12 protein-coding genes are annotated in these 16418 nt (G+C 73.7%); 3 read left to right on the top strand and 9 right to left on the bottom strand.

Annotated elements, in window-relative coordinates:
- Positions 1-230: 230 nt before the first annotated feature.
- The 3 genes from ACGFS9_RS20970 to ACGFS9_RS20960 are packed head-to-tail and all read left to right on the top strand — an operon-like array spanning position 231 to position 2305.
- Positions 231-863: a hypothetical protein gene (locus ACGFS9_RS20970; protein ID WP_393255101.1), complete on the top strand. Its 633-nt coding sequence runs from the start codon at positions 231-233 to the stop codon at positions 861-863.
- Positions 860-1333, top strand: coding sequence for a ferritin-like domain-containing protein (locus tag ACGFS9_RS20965; protein ID WP_393255099.1), 474 nt, complete (start codon positions 860-862; stop codon positions 1331-1333). Before ACGFS9_RS20970 ends, ACGFS9_RS20965 begins: the two co-directional genes overlap by 4 nt.
- A gap of 27 nt (positions 1334-1360) precedes the next feature.
- Positions 1361-2305 (top strand): aminoglycoside phosphotransferase family protein, encoded by a 945-nt coding sequence (locus ACGFS9_RS20960; protein WP_393255098.1) that lies wholly within the window; start codon positions 1361-1363, stop codon positions 2303-2305.
- Positions 2306-2721: 416 nt separating this feature from the next.
- Here ACGFS9_RS20960 and ACGFS9_RS20955 read toward each other — a convergent pair whose 3' ends face one another.
- From ACGFS9_RS20955 to ACGFS9_RS20915, 9 genes are all read right to left on the bottom strand, one after another.
- Positions 2722-4413: a proline--tRNA ligase gene (locus ACGFS9_RS20955; RefSeq protein ID WP_393255097.1), complete on the bottom strand. Its 1692-nt coding sequence runs from the start codon at positions 4411-4413 to the stop codon at positions 2722-2724.
- 71 nt (positions 4414-4484) lie between these two features.
- On the bottom strand, positions 4485-5054 hold the full coding sequence (locus tag ACGFS9_RS20950; RefSeq protein ID WP_393255095.1) for a GNAT family N-acetyltransferase: 570 nt from the start codon (positions 5052-5054) through the stop codon (positions 4485-4487).
- An 84-nt stretch (positions 5055-5138) separates the two neighbouring features.
- Positions 5139-5987, bottom strand: a complete 849-nt coding sequence (locus ACGFS9_RS20945; protein WP_393255094.1) for a GNAT family N-acetyltransferase — start codon at positions 5985-5987, stop codon at positions 5139-5141.
- Positions 5988-6336: 349 nt separating this feature from the next.
- Positions 6337-7494 (bottom strand): flavodoxin-dependent (E)-4-hydroxy-3-methylbut-2-enyl-diphosphate synthase, encoded by a 1158-nt coding sequence (ispG, locus tag ACGFS9_RS20940; RefSeq protein ID WP_393255093.1) that lies wholly within the window; start codon positions 7492-7494, stop codon positions 6337-6339.
- Positions 7495-7658: 164 nt separating this feature from the next.
- A complete protein-coding gene (locus ACGFS9_RS20935; protein ID WP_393255091.1) occupies positions 7659-8963 on the bottom strand; it encodes a M50 family metallopeptidase in 1305 nt (434 codons plus the stop codon).
- The gene (gene dxr / locus ACGFS9_RS20930) at positions 8960-10216 is read right to left on the bottom strand and encodes a 1-deoxy-D-xylulose-5-phosphate reductoisomerase (RefSeq protein WP_393255090.1); all 1257 of its coding nucleotides are present in this window, start codon (positions 10214-10216) and stop codon (positions 8960-8962) included. Before dxr ends, ACGFS9_RS20935 begins: the two co-directional genes overlap by 4 nt.
- A 372-nt stretch (positions 10217-10588) precedes the next feature.
- A complete protein-coding gene (locus ACGFS9_RS20925; RefSeq protein WP_393255088.1) occupies positions 10589-12520 on the bottom strand; it encodes an acyl-CoA dehydrogenase family protein in 1932 nt (643 codons plus the stop codon).
- A gap of 219 nt (positions 12521-12739) precedes the next feature.
- On the bottom strand, positions 12740-14185 hold the full coding sequence (locus ACGFS9_RS20920) for an aldehyde dehydrogenase family protein (RefSeq protein WP_393255146.1): 1446 nt from the start codon (positions 14183-14185) through the stop codon (positions 12740-12742).
- A 413-nt stretch (positions 14186-14598) separates the two neighbouring features.
- Complete coding sequence (locus ACGFS9_RS20915; protein WP_393255087.1) at positions 14599-16254, bottom strand: PucR family transcriptional regulator; 1656 nt, start codon at positions 16252-16254, stop codon at positions 14599-14601.
- Between the last annotated feature and the right edge of the window lie 164 nt (positions 16255-16418).

Below are 16418 nucleotides of genomic sequence, written 5' to 3'. Positions count from 1 at the left end.
CCTCGGCCGCGTGTGCTGTTGTGGGTTGGTCGCGTGTCAGGTGAAAGGGTATCCGGTCGCGGAGGGTGTTGCCGTCCACCGGTCCCGGTCGGTTCCGCGGGGCGGGCCCGGGAAAACCCTCGGGCGGCCGATGGGAGAGAGCCGCTGAACGATGATCGACCGCGTCGCGGGTACCGTGATCGCGGGCAGCTCGCCCATACATTCGTACGAGCCCTCCGAGGACGCCTGTCGTGCCGTTCCCTCTGTCGTCCCGCACCCCGCCGGGTCCGCGCCGAAGGACCCTGCTCGCGGCCGCCGCGGGCACTCTCGCGCTCGCGGGCTGTTCCGCCGCCGAGTCCTCCGGCGACACGGCCGGCGGCAGCCGTCCGTCCGCAGCCGACCGGGCCCGCGCGCGTGCGGCGCGCGACAGCACGGCCCTCGCGGCCCGGTACACCGCGGCGATCGCGGCCCATCCCGGTCTGGAGAAGGACCTCGCCCCGCTGCGGGCGGAGGTCGTCGGGCACGCGCGGGCCTTCGGCGTGGGCGCCGCGGGCTCGTCGGCGTCGCCGGCCGTCCCGTCGCCCGGCGGGACGACCGGCCCGGTGTCCCCCTCGGTGTCCGGATCGGCCACCGCGTCGGCTTCGGCTTCGGCTTCGGCTTCGGCTTCGGCTTCGGCTTCGGCTTCGGCTTCGGCGGGCGCGTCCCCGGACGTGGCCGCACAACCGCAGGACGCGCTGGCGGAGCTGGCCTCGGCCGAACTCGCGCTCGCGGACGAGCGGACCCGGGCCCTGGTGGACCTTCCCGGGGAAATGGCCAGGCTGCTGGCCTCGGTGGCGGCGGCCGGCGCCGCCCACGCGTTTTTGCTGACGGAGGCGGCGAGATGAGCGAGCGGGACGGAACCGGGAAGGCCGAACTCACGGCCCTGCAGGCCGCGCTGGCCGCCGAGCACGCTGCGGTGTACGGCTACGGCGTGGTCGGCGGCAGGGTCGGCGAGAAGCGGCGCGGTGACGCCCGGGACGCCTACGAGGCCCACCGGGCGCGCCGCGACGCACTGGTACGGGCGGTGCGGGACCTGGGCGGAACGCCCGAGGCGGCGTCGGCCGCGTACGTCCTGCCGTTCCCGGTGACGGACACCGCCACCGCGGTCCGGTTCGCGGCCGACCTGGAGGAGCGGGTGGCGGCCGTGTACTCGGACCTCGTGCGGGCCACGACGGGAGACCGGCGGCGCACCGCGGCCGGGGCGCTGCGCGAGGCGGCGGTCCGGGCGGTGCGCTGGAGCGGCGAGAGCGTAGCCTTCCCTGGGCTCGCCGAGCGGACGGGCGCCCCCGCCCCGTCGGCGTCCTCGCCGGCATAACGCGACCTGGAAGGGAACATCTCGCGCATGGACTCGCGCAAGGTCTTCGAACCACCGCAGCGCCTTCTGCGGGCACTCGGCGAGAACCGGCGGAGCGGGTCGGAGGGGGCGGACGGGACCGACGCGTGGCTGGAGAAGCTGCCCGGACTGGCCCAGCAGGCGGTGGAACAGCGCGAGTTGGCCGTGGAACGGGTTCAGGCACCCGGGGGTCGCAGCAGTCTGGTCGTACTGGTGCGGCAGGCCGACGCCACGCCCGCCGTGCTGAAGCTGGCCCCGGAGCGGGCGCGTCCGGAGAGCGAGCGGGCGGCCCTCGCGCACTGGGACGGCCTGGGCGCGGTACGCCTGCTCGACCCGGGTGACGCCCACGGGGTGCTGCTGCTGGAGCGGCTGCACCCGGACGTGTCGGTGCGGACCCTGCCCGAGGCGAAGGCCCTGCTGGAAGCGGCCGGGACGCTGCGGAGGCTGTGGGTCGAGCCGCCGGCGGGCCACGTCTTCGAGAGCGTCCGCGAGCGCACCGGGCGGCAGGCGGACGCGATGCGCGCCGCGGTGGCGGACCGGTCCGGGAACGCCGCCGAGGCCGGCGCGCTGGTCGACGCCGCGCTCGCGGCCCGGGACGCGCTGCTGGCGCAGCCACCCGAGGCCCGGCTGCTGCACGGCACCTTCCGGCAGAGCAAGGTGCTCGCCGGGGAGCGCATGCCGTGGCTGGCCGTCGGGCCGGACCCGGTGGTCGGCGAGTGCGCCTTCGACCTGGCGCGGCTGGTCCGCGACCGGGTGGAGGACCTGATCGCCTCGCCTTCGGGGGCCTCGATCACCCGGCGCCGCATCAAGCGGCTCGCCGAGTCGCTGGAGGTGGACCAGGAGCGGCTGCGCGGCTGGACGCTGTTCCGGGCGGTCGAGTCCGGCGTACGGGCCGGCCGGGTGGGCCGCCCGCGGGACGCGGAACTGCTGCTGGAGTTCGCCGCCTGGGTGTGAGCCGGCGCGTCGCCCGCACCGGACGGGTCAGGAGGGGCCGTGCGGCCCCGTCCGCCCCACCCGGCCCCGCGCGCCCGGCGGTACGCGGCGTCGGTCCCGCGCGGCGCCCGTACGCGCCGCGGTCCCGCACGTGATGTCCGGCATCAGCACGATCCGGAACCCGGGGTCGACCCGGTGCACGGCCCGCAGCAGCAGGGAGACCCGCTCGCGGTTGGGGCCGGTCAGGGACAGGAGGTCGGCGGCGTCCCCGCGCGACGGCGCGGTCCCCGAAGGCCGCGCCCGGGTCCCGGCCCGCACCCGCGTGGCTCCCGTCCGCGGGCTCCCGACGGGTCATGACCGCCGTCCCCCGGCCCGCGGGTGCGGGGCCGGACCGCCGGCGATGGACGCCGCCGGCCGTCCCTGGAAACGTCAGGCCGTCAGGCCGTCAGGCGGGCGATGGCCTCGTCGACGGTGAGTTCCTCGCGCTCGCCGGTGCGGCGGTCCTTCAGCTCCAGGACGCCCTCCGCCGAGCGGCGGCCGGCGACCAGGATCTTCGGCACGCCGATCAACTCGGCGTCGGTGAACTTCACGCCCGGCGAGACGCCCGCGCGGTCGTCGACGAGGACGCGGACGCCCGCGGCGCCGAGCCTGTCCGCCACGTCGAGCGCCAGCTCGGTCTGGAGCGCCTTGCCCGCGGCGACCACGTGGACGTCGGCGGGAGCGATCTCCTTCGGCCAGCACAGGCCCTGCTCGTCCGCCGACTGCTCGGCCAGCGCGGCGACCGCGCGGGAGACGCCGATGCCGTACGAGCCCATGGTCACGCGGACCGGCTTGCCCTGCTGGCCGAGGACGTCGAGCTGGAAGGTGTCGGCGTACTTGCGGCCGAGCTGGAAGATGTGGCCGATCTCGATGGCCCGGTCCAGCTTGAGGCCGGTGCCGCACGCGGGGCAGGGGTCGCCCTCCTCCACGACGACGACGTCCAGGTAGTCGTCGACCTCGAAGTCGCGGCCGGCGACGACGTTGCGCGCGTGGGTGTCGGCCTTGTTGGCGCCGGTGATCCACGCGGTGCCGGGGGCGACGCGCGGGTCGGCGATGTAGCGGACCTTCTCCAGGCCCTGCGGGCCGACGTAGCCGCGTACGAGGTCGTCGCGGCCCACGAAGTCCTCGGCGGTGACGAGCTCGACCACGGCCGGGGCCAGGTGCTCGCCCAGCTTGCCGAGGTCGACCTCGCGGTCGCCCGGGACGCCGACCGCGACGATCTCGCCGTCGACCTTGACGAGCAGGTTCTTCAGCGTCGCGGAGGCGGGGACGCCGAGGTGCGCGGCGAGCGACTCGATGGTCGGGGTGTCGGGGGTGTCCAGTTCCTCCACCGGACCGTGCTCGCCGGAGACGGGGGCGAGCGCGAACGTCACGGCCTCCGTGTTGGCCGCGTAGTCGCAGGCGGGGCAGTCCGCGAAGGTGTCCTCGCCGGCCGCTGCGGGAGCCAGGAACTCCTCGGAGGCGGAGCCGCCCATGGCGCCGGAGACGGCGGAGACGATGCGGAAGTCGAGACCGAGGCGCGTGAAGATCTTCCGGTAGGCCTCGCGGTGCAGCCGGTAGGACTCGGCGAGACCCTCGTCGGTGGTGTCGAAGGAGTACGAGTCCTTCATGTGGAACTCGCGGCCGCGCAGCACTCCGGAGCGGGGACGGGCCTCGTCGCGGTACTTGGTCTGGATCTGGTAGAGCATGACCGGCAGGTCCTTGTACGAGGACGCCTGGTCCTTCACCAGCAGGGTGAAGATCTCCTCGTGCGTCGGACCGAGCAGGTACTCGCCGCCCTTGCGGTCCCTGAGACGGAAGAGGAGGTCGCCGTACTCCTCCCAGCGGCCCGATGCCTCGTAGGGCTCCTTGGGCAGCAGCGCCGGCAGGAGGACCTCCTGGGCGCCGATCGCGTCCATCTCCTCGCGGACCACGCGGGAGATGTTGTCGAGGACCTTCTTGCCGAGCGGCAGCCAGGTCCAGATGCCGGCGGAGTTGCGTCGCACGTAGCCGGCGCGGACGAGCAGCTTGTGGCTGAGCGTCTCGGCGTCGGCCGGGTCGTCACGCAGTGTCTTGGCCATCAAACGGGACATGCGCTGGACCTGGGCCATGATTCTCGACTCCTGCTGCGTAAGGGTGATGCCAGGAGGTTAGCCGGGGGGCGGCCGGACCCGGAAATCCATTAGCCGTGGCGCAGCGGCAGCGGGGCTCCCATCACGGCGTACGGCTTGGGCGCGCTGGGGAAGAGCACCTGCCGCGCGAGGTCCTCGTAGCCGAGGGAACGGTAGAGGCCGCGGGCGGGGCTGTCGACGTCGATCGCGGAGAGGATCGAGCGGGGCTGGACGGCGGTCGCGGTGATGCCGGTGATCAGGGCGCGGCCGATCCCGCGGTTCTGGAACCGGGGGTGGACGTGCAGTTCCGTGATGACGAAGGCGTCGTCGAGCCAGCCCTCGCGGCCCTGGGCGCGCAGGTACGGCTCGACCACGGTGGACCACCAGTGGCCCCGGTCGTTGGGCATGCCGTAGACGAAGCCGACCAGGCGTCCGTCGGCGGTGGTGGCGCCGAGCGCGTGGGCCCCGGGGAAGGTGAGGTGGCGCAGCACGATCTGGCGCCGCACGGCGATCTCGTCGGCCCCGAGCCCGAACGCGAGGGCCTGTACGGCGAGCGCCTCGTCGACGCGCGCCGCGAGGTCCAGCGGGCCGACGGCCACGTCGTCGGCGTTGCGGTGGCCGTGGCCGGGAAAGCGCAGCATGCGGGGAGAGTACCTGGCGGAGCGTGGGACGCGTGAGGTCTGCGGGAGCCGTCCGTGCCGTGGGAACCGGCCGCTGGGGCGGTGTCAGAACAGAACGCTCATGAACGCGCCGACCTCCTGGAAGCCGACCCTTCGGTAGGTGGCGCGGGCGGCGGTGTTGAAGTCGTTGACGTAGAGGCTGACGACGGGGGCGACGTCGGCGAGGGCGTAGCGCAGGACGGCCGCCATGCCGGGGGCGGCCACACCCCTGCCGCGGTGCTCGGGGGCCACCCAGACGCCCTGGATCTGGCAGGCGTGGGCGGTGGCGGCACCGATCTCGGCCTTGAAGACGACCTGGCCGTCCTGGTCGAGGCGGGCGAAGGACCGGCCGGAACCGACGAGTTCGGCCACCCGGGCCTGGTAGAGGAGCCCGCCGTCGCCGGCCATCGGGGAGACGCCGACCTCCTCGGTGAACATCGCGACGCACGCCGGCATGATCGTCTCCATCTCGTCCTTGCGGACGCGGCGGACGAGCGGATCGGGGGTGACCGCGTCGGGCAGCCGGTCGGCGACCATCAGCGGCTGGTGGGTGCGGATGTCGCGGGCCGGGCCCCAGCTCGGTTCGAGCAGCCGCCAGAGCTGGGCGGTGGGTTCGGCGGGGCCGACGATCGAGGAGCAGCGGCGGCCGGCCCGGCGGGCCCGGTCGGCGAAGCCGCGGACGGCGCGCGGGGTGGCGCAGATGGGGACGAGGTTGGCGCCCGCGTAGCAGAGGGAGCGCAGCATGCCGTCCTCGTACCAGCCCCACATCTCGCCGCCGAGCCGCCACGGGTCGAGGCCCGCGATCTGTACGCGGGAGGCGACGAAGGCGTTCGCCACGGGCTCGCGGTCGAGGACGGCGAGCGCGGCGTCCAGGTCACTCGGTTCGAGGACCCTGGTGGTGGTCTGGGTCAACACGTGCGGGGGCCTCACCCTGGGATCTGCTGGTTTCCGCACTGTACCTGGCGCGGTTGTGGGGCGCCGCCCCTCGTCCCGGGGAGCCCGGGCGAGGGGGTCGCCGGAGCCCTGGTGCGGGCGGGGCGTGCCGGGCCGGGGGTGCGGGGGCGCCGCCCGCGCGGCATCGCCGCGGCTCTCGGGTGCGCCGGCCGCCGGGCTCCGGCGGCTGCCCGTCGCGGGATCGGGGACGTCCGGGGCCGTGCCCGGGGACCGCGTGCGGGCCGGTCGTGCCGGGTGTCCTCTCCGGGCGGCGCGGGCGCCGGACGTGCCCACCGGGCGGCGGTCCGGTGGGCCGGGCGGGTGCGGGCGGTCAGCCGGCGACCGAGACGGACGGTTCGCCGGAGGCGATGCCGTCCTGCTCCATCTGCTCGGCGAGCTTCATCGCCTCGTCGATGAGGGTCTCCACGATCTTCGACTCGGGGACGGTCTTGATGACCTCGCCCTTGACGAAGATCTGGCCCTTGCCGTTGCCGGAGGCGACACCGAGGTCGGCCTCGCGGGCCTCGCCGGGGCCGTTGACGACGCAGCCCATCACGGCCACGCGGAGCGGGACCTCCATGCCCTCCAGCCCGGCGGTGACCTCCTCGGCCAGCTTGTAGACGTCGACCTGGGCGCGCCCGCAGGACGGGCAGGAGACGATCTCCAGCCCGCGCTGCTTGAGGTTCAGCGACTCCAGGATCTGGAGGCCGACCTTGACCTCCTCGACCGGCGGCGCGGACAGGGAGACCCGGATGGTGTCGCCGATGCCCTCGGACAGCAGCGCACCGAACGCCACGGCGGACTTGATCGTGCCCTGGAACGCCGGACCCGCCTCGGTCACACCGAGGTGCAGCGGATAGTCGCAGGCCGCGGCGAGCTGCCGGTAGGCGTTGACCATCACGACCGGGTCGTTGTGCTTGACCGAGATCTTGATGTCCCGGAAGTCGTGCTCCTCGAACAGGGACGCCTCCCACAGCGCCGACTCCACCAGCGCCTCCGGCGTCGCCTTGCCGTACTTCTGAAGCAGGCGCTTGTCGAGGGAACCGGCGTTGACACCGATCCGGATGGGGGTGCCGGTCTCCTTCGCCGCCCGCGCGATCTCCTTGACCTGGTCGTCGAACTGCTTGATGTTGCCGGGGTTGACGCGGACGGCCGCACACCCCGCGTCGATGGCCGCGAACACGTACTTCGGCTGGAAGTGGATGTCGGCGATGACCGGGATCTGCGACTTCCTCGCGATCGTCGCCAGCGCGTCCGCGTCGTCCTGCGTGGGGCACGCGACCCGGACGATCTGACAGCCGGACGCCGTCAGCTCCGCGATCTGCTGCAACGTCGCCCCCACATCCGAGGTGCGCGTGGTCGTCATCGACTGCACCGAGACGGGAGCGTCTCCGCCCACGGCGACGCTTCCGACCTGGATCTGCCGGCTCTTGCGGCGCTCGGCCAGCTTGGTCGGAACGGACGGCATGCCGAGAGAAATCGCAGTCATCTGCTGTGCAACCCCAAGTTGTGGATCAAGGTCCCGGAATCGTGGGCTCCCGGCTCCGAGATTACGGTACGGGCGCCCGGCGGAGCACATCACGCCCCGGAACCCACCCGATGGAAGGCGGCCGTCGCACCGGGGGTGTCCGGCCGCCTTCCCGTCGCGCCCCGCTAGGAGATCTTGACCGGGTTGACCACGTCCGCGATGAGGACGAGGACGGTGAAGCAGACGAAGATTCCGGCCACGACGTAGGCCACCGGCATCAGTTTCGCCACATCGAACGGACCGGGGTCCGGCCGCCTCAGCACCTTCGCCGTGTTCCGCCGCAGCGACTCCCAGAGCGCCCCCGCGATGTGCCCGCCGTCCAGCGGCAGCAGGGGCAGCATGTTGAACAGGAACAGGGAGAGGTTGAACCCGGCGACCAGCAGCAGCATCATCGCGACCTGCTGCGAGGCGGGGATGTCGAGGGTGAAGACGTCACCGCCGATGCGGGCCGCGCCGACCACGCCCATCGGGGAGTCGGCCTTGCGCGGGCCGTCGCCGAACGCCGCGTCCCACAGGTCGGGAACCTTGCCCGGCAGCGCGACGAGGGACTCGACGCCGTTCGCCATCATGTCGCCCATGCGGTCCACGGACTGTCCGAAGGACTGCTCGACGATGCCGGAGGCGGGGGTGAAGCCGAGGAAGCCGGCGTACACGAACTTGCCCTCGACGTAGCCGCCGTGGCCGTCGGTCTTGCTCACCTGGTTCTTGATCAGGTGGGCGTTCAGGTCGACGCGCCGGCCCTGGCGCTCGACCGTGATCGTGACGTCCTTGCCGGGGTTGGCCCGGATGTCCGACTGGAGGGCCGCCCAGTCCGTGACGGGGCTGCCGTCGAACGCGACGATCTTGTCGCCGCCCTTGAGGCCCGCGGCCTTCGCGGGGGCGGCCTCGTCGCCCTTCGCGCACTTGGTGCGGTTCTCGCTCTGCTGGATGACGCAGTCCGAGACCGTGCCGACCGTGGTCGTCTGCGTGTTGACGCCGAACGTCATCATCACGCCGAGGAAGATCACGACGGCCAGGACCAGGTTCATGAAGGGGCCGGCGAACATCACGATGACGCGCTTCCACGGCTTGCGCGTGTAGAAGAGACGCGTCTCGTCGCCGGGCTGGAGTTCCTCGAAGGCCGCCGACCTGGCGTCCTCGATCATGCCGCGGAAGGGCGACGTCGAGCGGGCCTCGATCTTGCCGTCCGGACCGGGCGGGAACATGCCGATCATGCGGATGTAGCCGCCGAGCGGCACGGCCTTGACGCCGTACTCGGTGTCGCCCCGCTTGCGCGACCAGATGGTCGGGCCGAAGCCGACCATGTACTGCGGCACCCGGATGCCGAACAGCTTGGCCGTCGAGAGATGTCCCAGCTCGTGCCACGCGATCGAGACGAGCAGGCCGACCACGAAGACGACTATGCCGAGGATCATCATCAGGGTCGTCATGCACGAGCCTCCGCGGTTGTCGTCCGTACCGTCAGTTCACGGGCCCGGGCACGCGCCCAGGTCTCCGCTTCGAGGACGTCCGCGACGGTCAGGGAAGTTCCCGTCCGCGGCGCGCCGTGTTCCTCGACGACCCGGGTGACGGTCTCCATGATCCCGTTGAACGGCAGGACGCCGTTCAGGAACGCGTCCACGCACTCCTCGTTGGCGGCATTGAACACCGCCGGAGCCGTCCCCGCGAGCCGCCCCACGTGCCGGGCGAGCCCCACGGAGGGGAACGCGTCGGTGTCGAGGGGGAAGAACTCCCAGCTCGACGCCTTGGTCCAGTCGAAGGCGGGGGCCGCGTCGGGGACCCGCTCGGGCCAGCCGAGCCCGATGGCGATCGGCCCCCGCATGTCGGGGGGCGTCGCCTGGGCGATCGTCGAGCCGTCCGTGAATTCCACCATCGAGTGGACATACGACTGCGGGTGCACGACGACCTCGATGCGGTCGAAGGGAAGGTCGTAGAGGAGGTGCGCCTCGATGACCTCCAGCCCCTTGTTGACCAGCGTGGCGGAGTTGACCGTGATGACCGGTCCCATGGCCCAGGTGGGGTGCGCCAGGGCGTCGGCCGGTGTCACGTCCGCGAGCTCCGGCTTCGTCCGGCCGCGGAAGGGGCCGCCGGACGCGGTGACGACGAGCTTGCGCACGTCCGCGCGGGTGCCGGAGGCCAGCGCCTGGAAGAGGGCGGCGTGCTCGGAGTCGACGGGGATGATCTGGCCCGGCTTGGCCAGGGCCTTCACCAGCGGGCCGCCGACGATGAGCGACTCCTTGTTGGCGAGCGCGAGGGTGCGGCCCGCCTCCAGGGCGGCGAGGGTGGGCGCGAGGCCGATGGAGCCGGTGATGCCGTTGAGCACCGTGTGGCACTCGGAGGCGGCGACCTCGGCGGCGGCCCCGGGACCGGCGAGGATCTCGGGGAGGGGCTCGCCCGGGGCGTAGCGCTGCGCGAGGGCCTCCCTGAGCGCCGGTACGGCGTCCTCGTTCGCGACGGCGACCGTCCCGGCCCGCAGCAGGTGGGCCTGCTCGGCGAGGAGGGCGACCCGGCCGCCCGCGGCCGAGAGCGCGGTGACCCGGAAGCGGTCGGGGTTGCGCAGCACGAGGTCGATGGCCTGGGTGCCGATCGAGCCGGTGGAGCCGAGGATCACCACATCGCGGACTCCGTCCACGGGATCGAAGACGAGATGTGGATCGGCGAGGGGGGCTGGACTGTCGCTCATCCCCCCATTGTGGCCGCAACGCTCCCCCGGCAGGACAGGGTGTCCCGCATTCCCCCCTCCGTGCCGTCCGATTCCCTCGGTCCGTGCGCCCCGCCGCCCGCGCGGGGGTCGCGGCCGTCCGCCGCCGTCCGCCCACGGGGCGGACCCCGCGCGGGCGGGCGGTGCGGCCCGAGGGCGCGGGCGGGCGGGCGACGGCGGGGCGGTGGCCGTGCGCAGCACGGCGGCCGTTCACGGCCCCCGCGGCCGTGCCGCGGGGGCCGTCCGCGGACGGCCGGCGACGGGAACCGGAGGTGCGCGCCCGGCGGAGGGCGGCGCACCGGCCGGGCGGCCCGACAGGATCGCCGGTCCGGGGGAACGCCGGACCGGCGGCGGTCAGCGGATGGGGCGGTGGACGTTCGGCACCCGGCTGGGACCGGGCGTCGCGTCGGCGATCCAGGGGCCGTCGCCGGAGGGGTCGACCACGCCGTCCTCCAGCCAGCCGTAGGTGCCCGACAGCACGCCCTTGACCACGGTGCGGTCGAGGTCGTCGGTGTTGGACCAGAGCCGTTCGAAGAGTTCCTCCACGCGGATGCGGGACTGCCGGCAGAAGACGTCCGCGAGCTGGTAGGCCTCGCGCCCGTGGTCGCCGGTGCTGCGCAGGAGTTCGGCCCGGACGCAGGCGGCGCTCATGGCGAACAGTTCGGCGCCGATGTCGACGATCCGGCCGAGGAAGCCCTGCTTGGTCTCCATGCGGCCCTGCCAGCGCGACATCGCGTAGAACGTCGACCGGGCGAGCTTGCGGGCGCCGCGCTCGACATAGCGCAGGTGCGGGGAGAGGTCGACCTCGTGCTTGAACTCGCCGAAGGAGGTGGGCAGCCGGCCGGCTCCGGTGACCAGCCTGGGCAGCCACTTGGCGTAGAACACTCCGGCGTTCGCGCCCGCCCTCGCCTTGTCCGAGAGGGACTTCTCGGGGTCGATGAGGTCTCCGGCGACCGACAGGTGGGCGTCCACGGCCTCCCGGGCGATCAGCAGGTGCATGATCTCGGTCGAGCCCTCGAAGATGCGGTTGATGCGCAGGTCGCGCAGGATCTGCTCGGCCGGCACGGCCCGCTCGCCCCGGGCGGCCAGGGACTCGGCGGTCTCGAAGCCCCGGCCGCCGCGGATCTGGACCAGTTCGTCGGCCATCAGACAGGCCATCTCGGAGCCGTAGAGCTTGGCGAGGGCGGCCTCGATGCGGATGTCGTTGCGGTCCTCGTCGGCCATCTGCGACGACAGGTCGAGCACCGCTTCCAGGGCGAAGGTGGTGGCCGCGATGAAGGAGATCTTGGAGCCGACGGCCTCGTGCAGGGCGACGGGCCTGCCCCACTGCTCGCGCGCCGCCGACCACTCGCGGGCGATCTTCAGGCACCACTTTCCCGCGCCCACGCACATGGCGGGCAGCGAGAGGCGGCCGGTGTTGAGGGTGGTCAGGGCGATCTTCAGGCCGGCGCCCTCGGGGCCGATGCGGTGCGCGGCGGGGACCCGGACCCGGTGGAAGCGGGTGACGCCGTTCTCCAGACCGCGCAGGCCCATGAAGGCGTTGCGGTGTTCGACGGTGATGCCCTCGGAGGCCGCCTCCACGACGAACGCGGTGATGCCTCCCTTGCCCTCCGCGGACTTCGGGACGCGGGCCATGACGACGAGCAGGTCCGCGACCACGCCGTTGGTGGTCCAGAGTTTGACGCCGTCGAGGACGTAGTCGTCGCCGTCCCGCACGGCGGTCGTGGCCAGCCGCGCCGGGTCGGAGCCGACGTCGGGTTCGGTGAGCAGGAACGCGGAGATGTCGGTGCGCGCGCAGCGCGGCAGGAAGGCGTCCTTCTGCTCCTGGGTGCCGAACTGCTTGAGGGGCTGCGGCACGCCGATCGACTGGTGGGCGGAGAGCAGCGCGCCGATCGCGGGGCTGGCCGAGCCGACCAGGGCGAGGGCCTTGTTGTAGTACACCTGGGTGAGGCCGAGGCCGCCGTACCGGGTGTCGATCTTCATGCCGAGGGCGCCGAGCTCCTTGAGCCCGTCGATCGTCTCGTCGGGGATGCGCGCCTCGCGCTCGATGCGGGCGGAGTCGATCTTCGTCTCGCAGAAGTCCCGCAGCCTGGCGAGGAACTCCTCCCCGCGCCGGGCGTCCTCGTCCGCGGGCAGCGGGTGGGGGTGGATGAGGTCGAGCCGGAACCGGCCGAGGAACAGCTCCTTGGCGAAGCTGGGCTTGTGCCAGTCCTGTTCGCGCGCGGCCTCGGCGACCTGACGTGCCTCACGTTCGGTGACTGTGGGCTGCTGGGGTGTTGCGGACATGAGGCTCACCTCGCCGCGCATAGGGGACTCGGGACATTCGTTACCGACCGGTCCTACTCGACCGTATGTACCCGTGTACCCGATTCCCTGTCACCCCACCAGCCCTCACGCGGCGTTCGGCGCAATGCCGTCCGGGCCGCCGGGTGCCCGGCGCGGACGCGCCGACGGCCTGAGCCCCCGCACAGTGGGCTCAGGCCGTCGGCTTCGGCGGGTCCTCGGTCAGAGGGCCAGACCGGTCAGGACCAGCACCCGCTCGTAGGTGTAGTCGTCCATCGCGAAGCGGACGCCCTCGCGGCCGACGCCGGACTGCTTGGCGCCGCCGTAGGGCATCTGGTCGGCACGGTAGGAGGGAACGTCGCCGACCACCACGCCGCCCACCTCCAGCGCGCGGTGGGCGCGGAAGGCGGTCTGCAGGTCGTGGGTGAACACGCCCGCCTGGAGGCCGTACTTGGAGTCGTTGACCGCGGCGAAGGCGGCGGCCTCGCCGTCCACCTTCTGCACGGTGAGGACCGGTCCGAAGACCTCCTCGCAGGAGAGCGTGGCGTCCGCCGGGACGTCGGTGAGGACGGTCGGCGCGTAGGAGGCGCCGTCGCGCTTGCCGCCGGTCAGGAGGGTGGCGCCGGCGGCGACGGCCTCGTCCACCCAGGACTCGACGCGCTGGGCGGCGGCTTCGCTGACCAGCGGGCCGACGTCCGTCGCGGCGTCGGACGGGTCGCCGGTCACCTGGGCCTCGACGGCGGCGACGACGCGCGGCAGCAGCCGGTCGTAGACCGACGCGTCGGCGATCACGCGCTGCACCGAGATGCAGGACTGGCCGCCCTGGTAGTTCGAGAAGGTCGCGATCCGCGTCGCGGCCCAGTCCAGGTCGGCGTCGCTCGCGAAGTCGGCGAGGACGACGGCCGCGCCGTTTCCGCCGAGTTCCAGGGTGCAGTGCTTGCGCGGCACCGAGTCCATGATCGCGTAGCCGACCTTCTCGGACCCCGTGAAGGAGATGACCGGGAGGCGCTCGTCCTGGACGAGGGCGGGCATCTTCTCGTTGGCGACCGGAAGGATGCTCCAGGAGCCGGCCGGCAGCTCGGTCTCGGCGAGCAGGTCGCCGAGGATCAGGCCGGACAGCGGGGTCGCGGGCGCCGGCTTGAGGATGATTGGCGCGCCGGCGGCGATGGCCGGGGCGATCTTGTGGGCGCACAGGTTGAGCGGGAAGTTGAACGGCGCGATGCCGAGGACGACGCCCTTGGGGAAGCGGCGCGTGAGGGCGAGCCGGCCCTGGCCGCCCTGGTCGGTGTCGAGCCGCTGGGCCTCGCCCCCGTTGAACCGGCGGGCCTCCTCGGCTGCGAAGCGGAAGACCGAGACGGCACGGCCGACCTCGCCCCGGGCCCACTTGATCGGCTTGCCGTTCTCCGCGGAGATGAGCCGCGCGATCTCCTCGGTGCGCTCCACCAGACGGCGCGAGACGTGGTCGAGGGCGGCGGCACGGACGTGGGCGGGGGTGGCGGCGAACGTGTCGCGCACGGCGTACGCGGCGGCCACGGCCTCCTCCACCTGCGCGTCGGAGGGCACGCCGACCCGGCCGACGACCCGGCCGTCCCAGGGCGAGGTGACGTCGAAGGTGGTCTCGCCGGCGACCTGGCGGCCGGCGAGCCAGAAGGCGTGGGTGGCCCCCACAGTTTCGTCCTGGGGCATGTCGAGTCCCGGCCCTTCCGTGGTTGGGGTGGTGCAGGCGGTCTTGCGCTGTCCGGCTCCACGGTAGGGCCGCCGGGACGGCGGGTCGTTTGTCCGACGCGTAGCAGTCGGCCGGAGGGGTGCGCCGGATTGGCCTGGTGGGCCGGCGGCGTCCGGCGGGCGGCGGCTCGACGGCGTCCGACGGCCGCAGGTCGGCGGCGTCCGGCGGGCCCGGGCCTCGGGGCGGCGGCGCCCGGCAGGCGGCCGGTCGGCGGCATCCGGCATCCGGCGGGCGGTGGACCGGCGGCGTCCGGCGGGCGGCGGGCCGTCCGCGGTCCCCGGGCGCGGTCGTCCCGCCCGCGCGTCCGCTCGTCCCCGCCTGCCGCGCGCGTCCGCACGGCCCGGCCGGGACCGGCTCACTCCCCCGCGGCGGCGGTCGCCTTCAGGGCCAGCCAGAGTTCCATCCGGACGTCCGGGTCGTCGAGGGAGCGGCCGAGGATCTCCTCGACCCGGCGCATCCGGTAGCGCAGGGTGTGCCGGTGCACGCCCAGGTCGGCCGCTGCGGCGTCCCACTGGCCGTGGCGCGACAGCCAGGCCCGGAGCGAGGCGACCAGGTCGCCGCGGCCGGTGGCGTCGTGCTCGTACAGCGCCCGCAGCAGACCGTCGGCGAACGCGCGCACGGCGTCGTCGGCGAGCAGCGGCAGGACCGAACCGGCGGCCAGTTCCTCGTGCTCCACGAGGAAGCGGCCGCGCCGCCGGGCGACCGACAGCGCCTGCTCGGCCTGCTTGTAGGCGGCCCGCGCGGCGATCGGGCCGGACGGCGCGGAGAGGCCGACGACCAGTTCGTCCTCGTCGCCGCGCTGTTCGCGCTGCGCGGCACGCGCGGCCTCCAGCACCACGGCGTAGTCCCCGCAGGCGCGGACCGCCGCGCCGCCGTCCACGGCGAGGACGACCAGGCGCTCTCCGTCGGGCACGGCGAGGACGGCCTCCCCGGAGCGTGCCGCGGCGGACTCCACGACCTCGGCGAGACCGCCCAGCGGGTCGCCGGTGACGTCGGGGAGCGCGAGGGCCGCCGGGGACGGCGCGGCGGGGGCCACGCGCGCGCGGCCGTCGGCGTGGGCCCGCGCGGCGGAGCCGGACGCCGGCTCGGCGATGATCAGCCGGAAGGGAGCGTCGAGCAGCCGGCCGTACAGGTCGCCCGCGACGGCGCGGGCGTGGTCGGGTTCCCCGGCGAGCAGCATCCGCAGGACGGCCGCGCCGATCCGCTGCTCGGCCGCGTGCAGCGCCCGGGAGCGTTCCGTGGTGAGCGTGAGCAGGGCGATCGCCGAGTGCACGGCATAGCGCTCGGCGGTGCCGAGGGCCGCCGCGGTGCCCACGGCCAGCGCGGCCCTGGGCCGGCGTCCGGTGCCGAGGGAGTGCAGTTCGACGCGGTCCTCGCCGGCGACCACCGAGCTGGCCGGCGCGGGCCGCTCCCGGAGCCGTTCCACGTCGGGGGTGATCCGCGCGGCCCGGCGGCCGGCCCAGTCGGGTGCGGTGGCGACGACGGCGCCGGACGCGTCGTAGAGGGCCGCCCAGCCGTCGACCTGTCCGGCGAGCGCGGCGAGGAGTCCCTCGGGGCCGTCGGTGAGGGCCTGCCGGGTGAGTTCGCGCTGGGCGGCGAACCCGGCGGTGACCGCCCGGTACTGGTCGGCCGCGATGGCGGCGGAGACGGCCTTGCTGATCGCGAGGAAGGGGGTCTTCCGGGGCACTTCGAGGAGCGGCAGCCCTTCCTTCTCGGCGGCCTCCACCAGGGCCTTGGGGATCTCCTCGTAGTTGACGCCGACGGCGAAGCCGAGCCCGACGACCCCCGCGCCGGACAGCCGCTTCACGTAGCGCCGCATGACGTCCCGGTCCTCGGCGTCCAGCTTGAGGGCGGTGATCAGGAGCAGCTCGCCGCCCTCCATGTAGGGCACGGGGTCGGCGAGCTCGCTGACGTGCGCCCAGCGGACGGGGACGTCCAGCCGGTCCTCGCCCGCGCGCACCGTGAGCTTCAGCGCGGAGTGGTGGACGAGCGAGGCGAGCGTGGGGGGCATGGGGCCTTCAGATCGGGTCTGTGTGATCGCTGTGATCGCGGGGCGGGTCCGATGTGATCGCTGTGATCTTTTGGCCGCCGCGTATGAACGACCTGGGTCGATTCTGCCTTACCGTACGGTCGTCGCGTGACCCGGCGGCCATACGTCCAGCTCAGCGGCGACCG

It is taken from the genome of Streptomyces sp. NPDC048566, from assembly GCF_043199735.1.
Taxonomy (GTDB): Bacteria; Actinomycetota; Actinomycetes; order Streptomycetales; family Streptomycetaceae; genus Streptomyces.
Note: the sequence above shows the minus strand (reverse complement) of the source record. Positions and strands in the feature narration are given on the sequence as shown.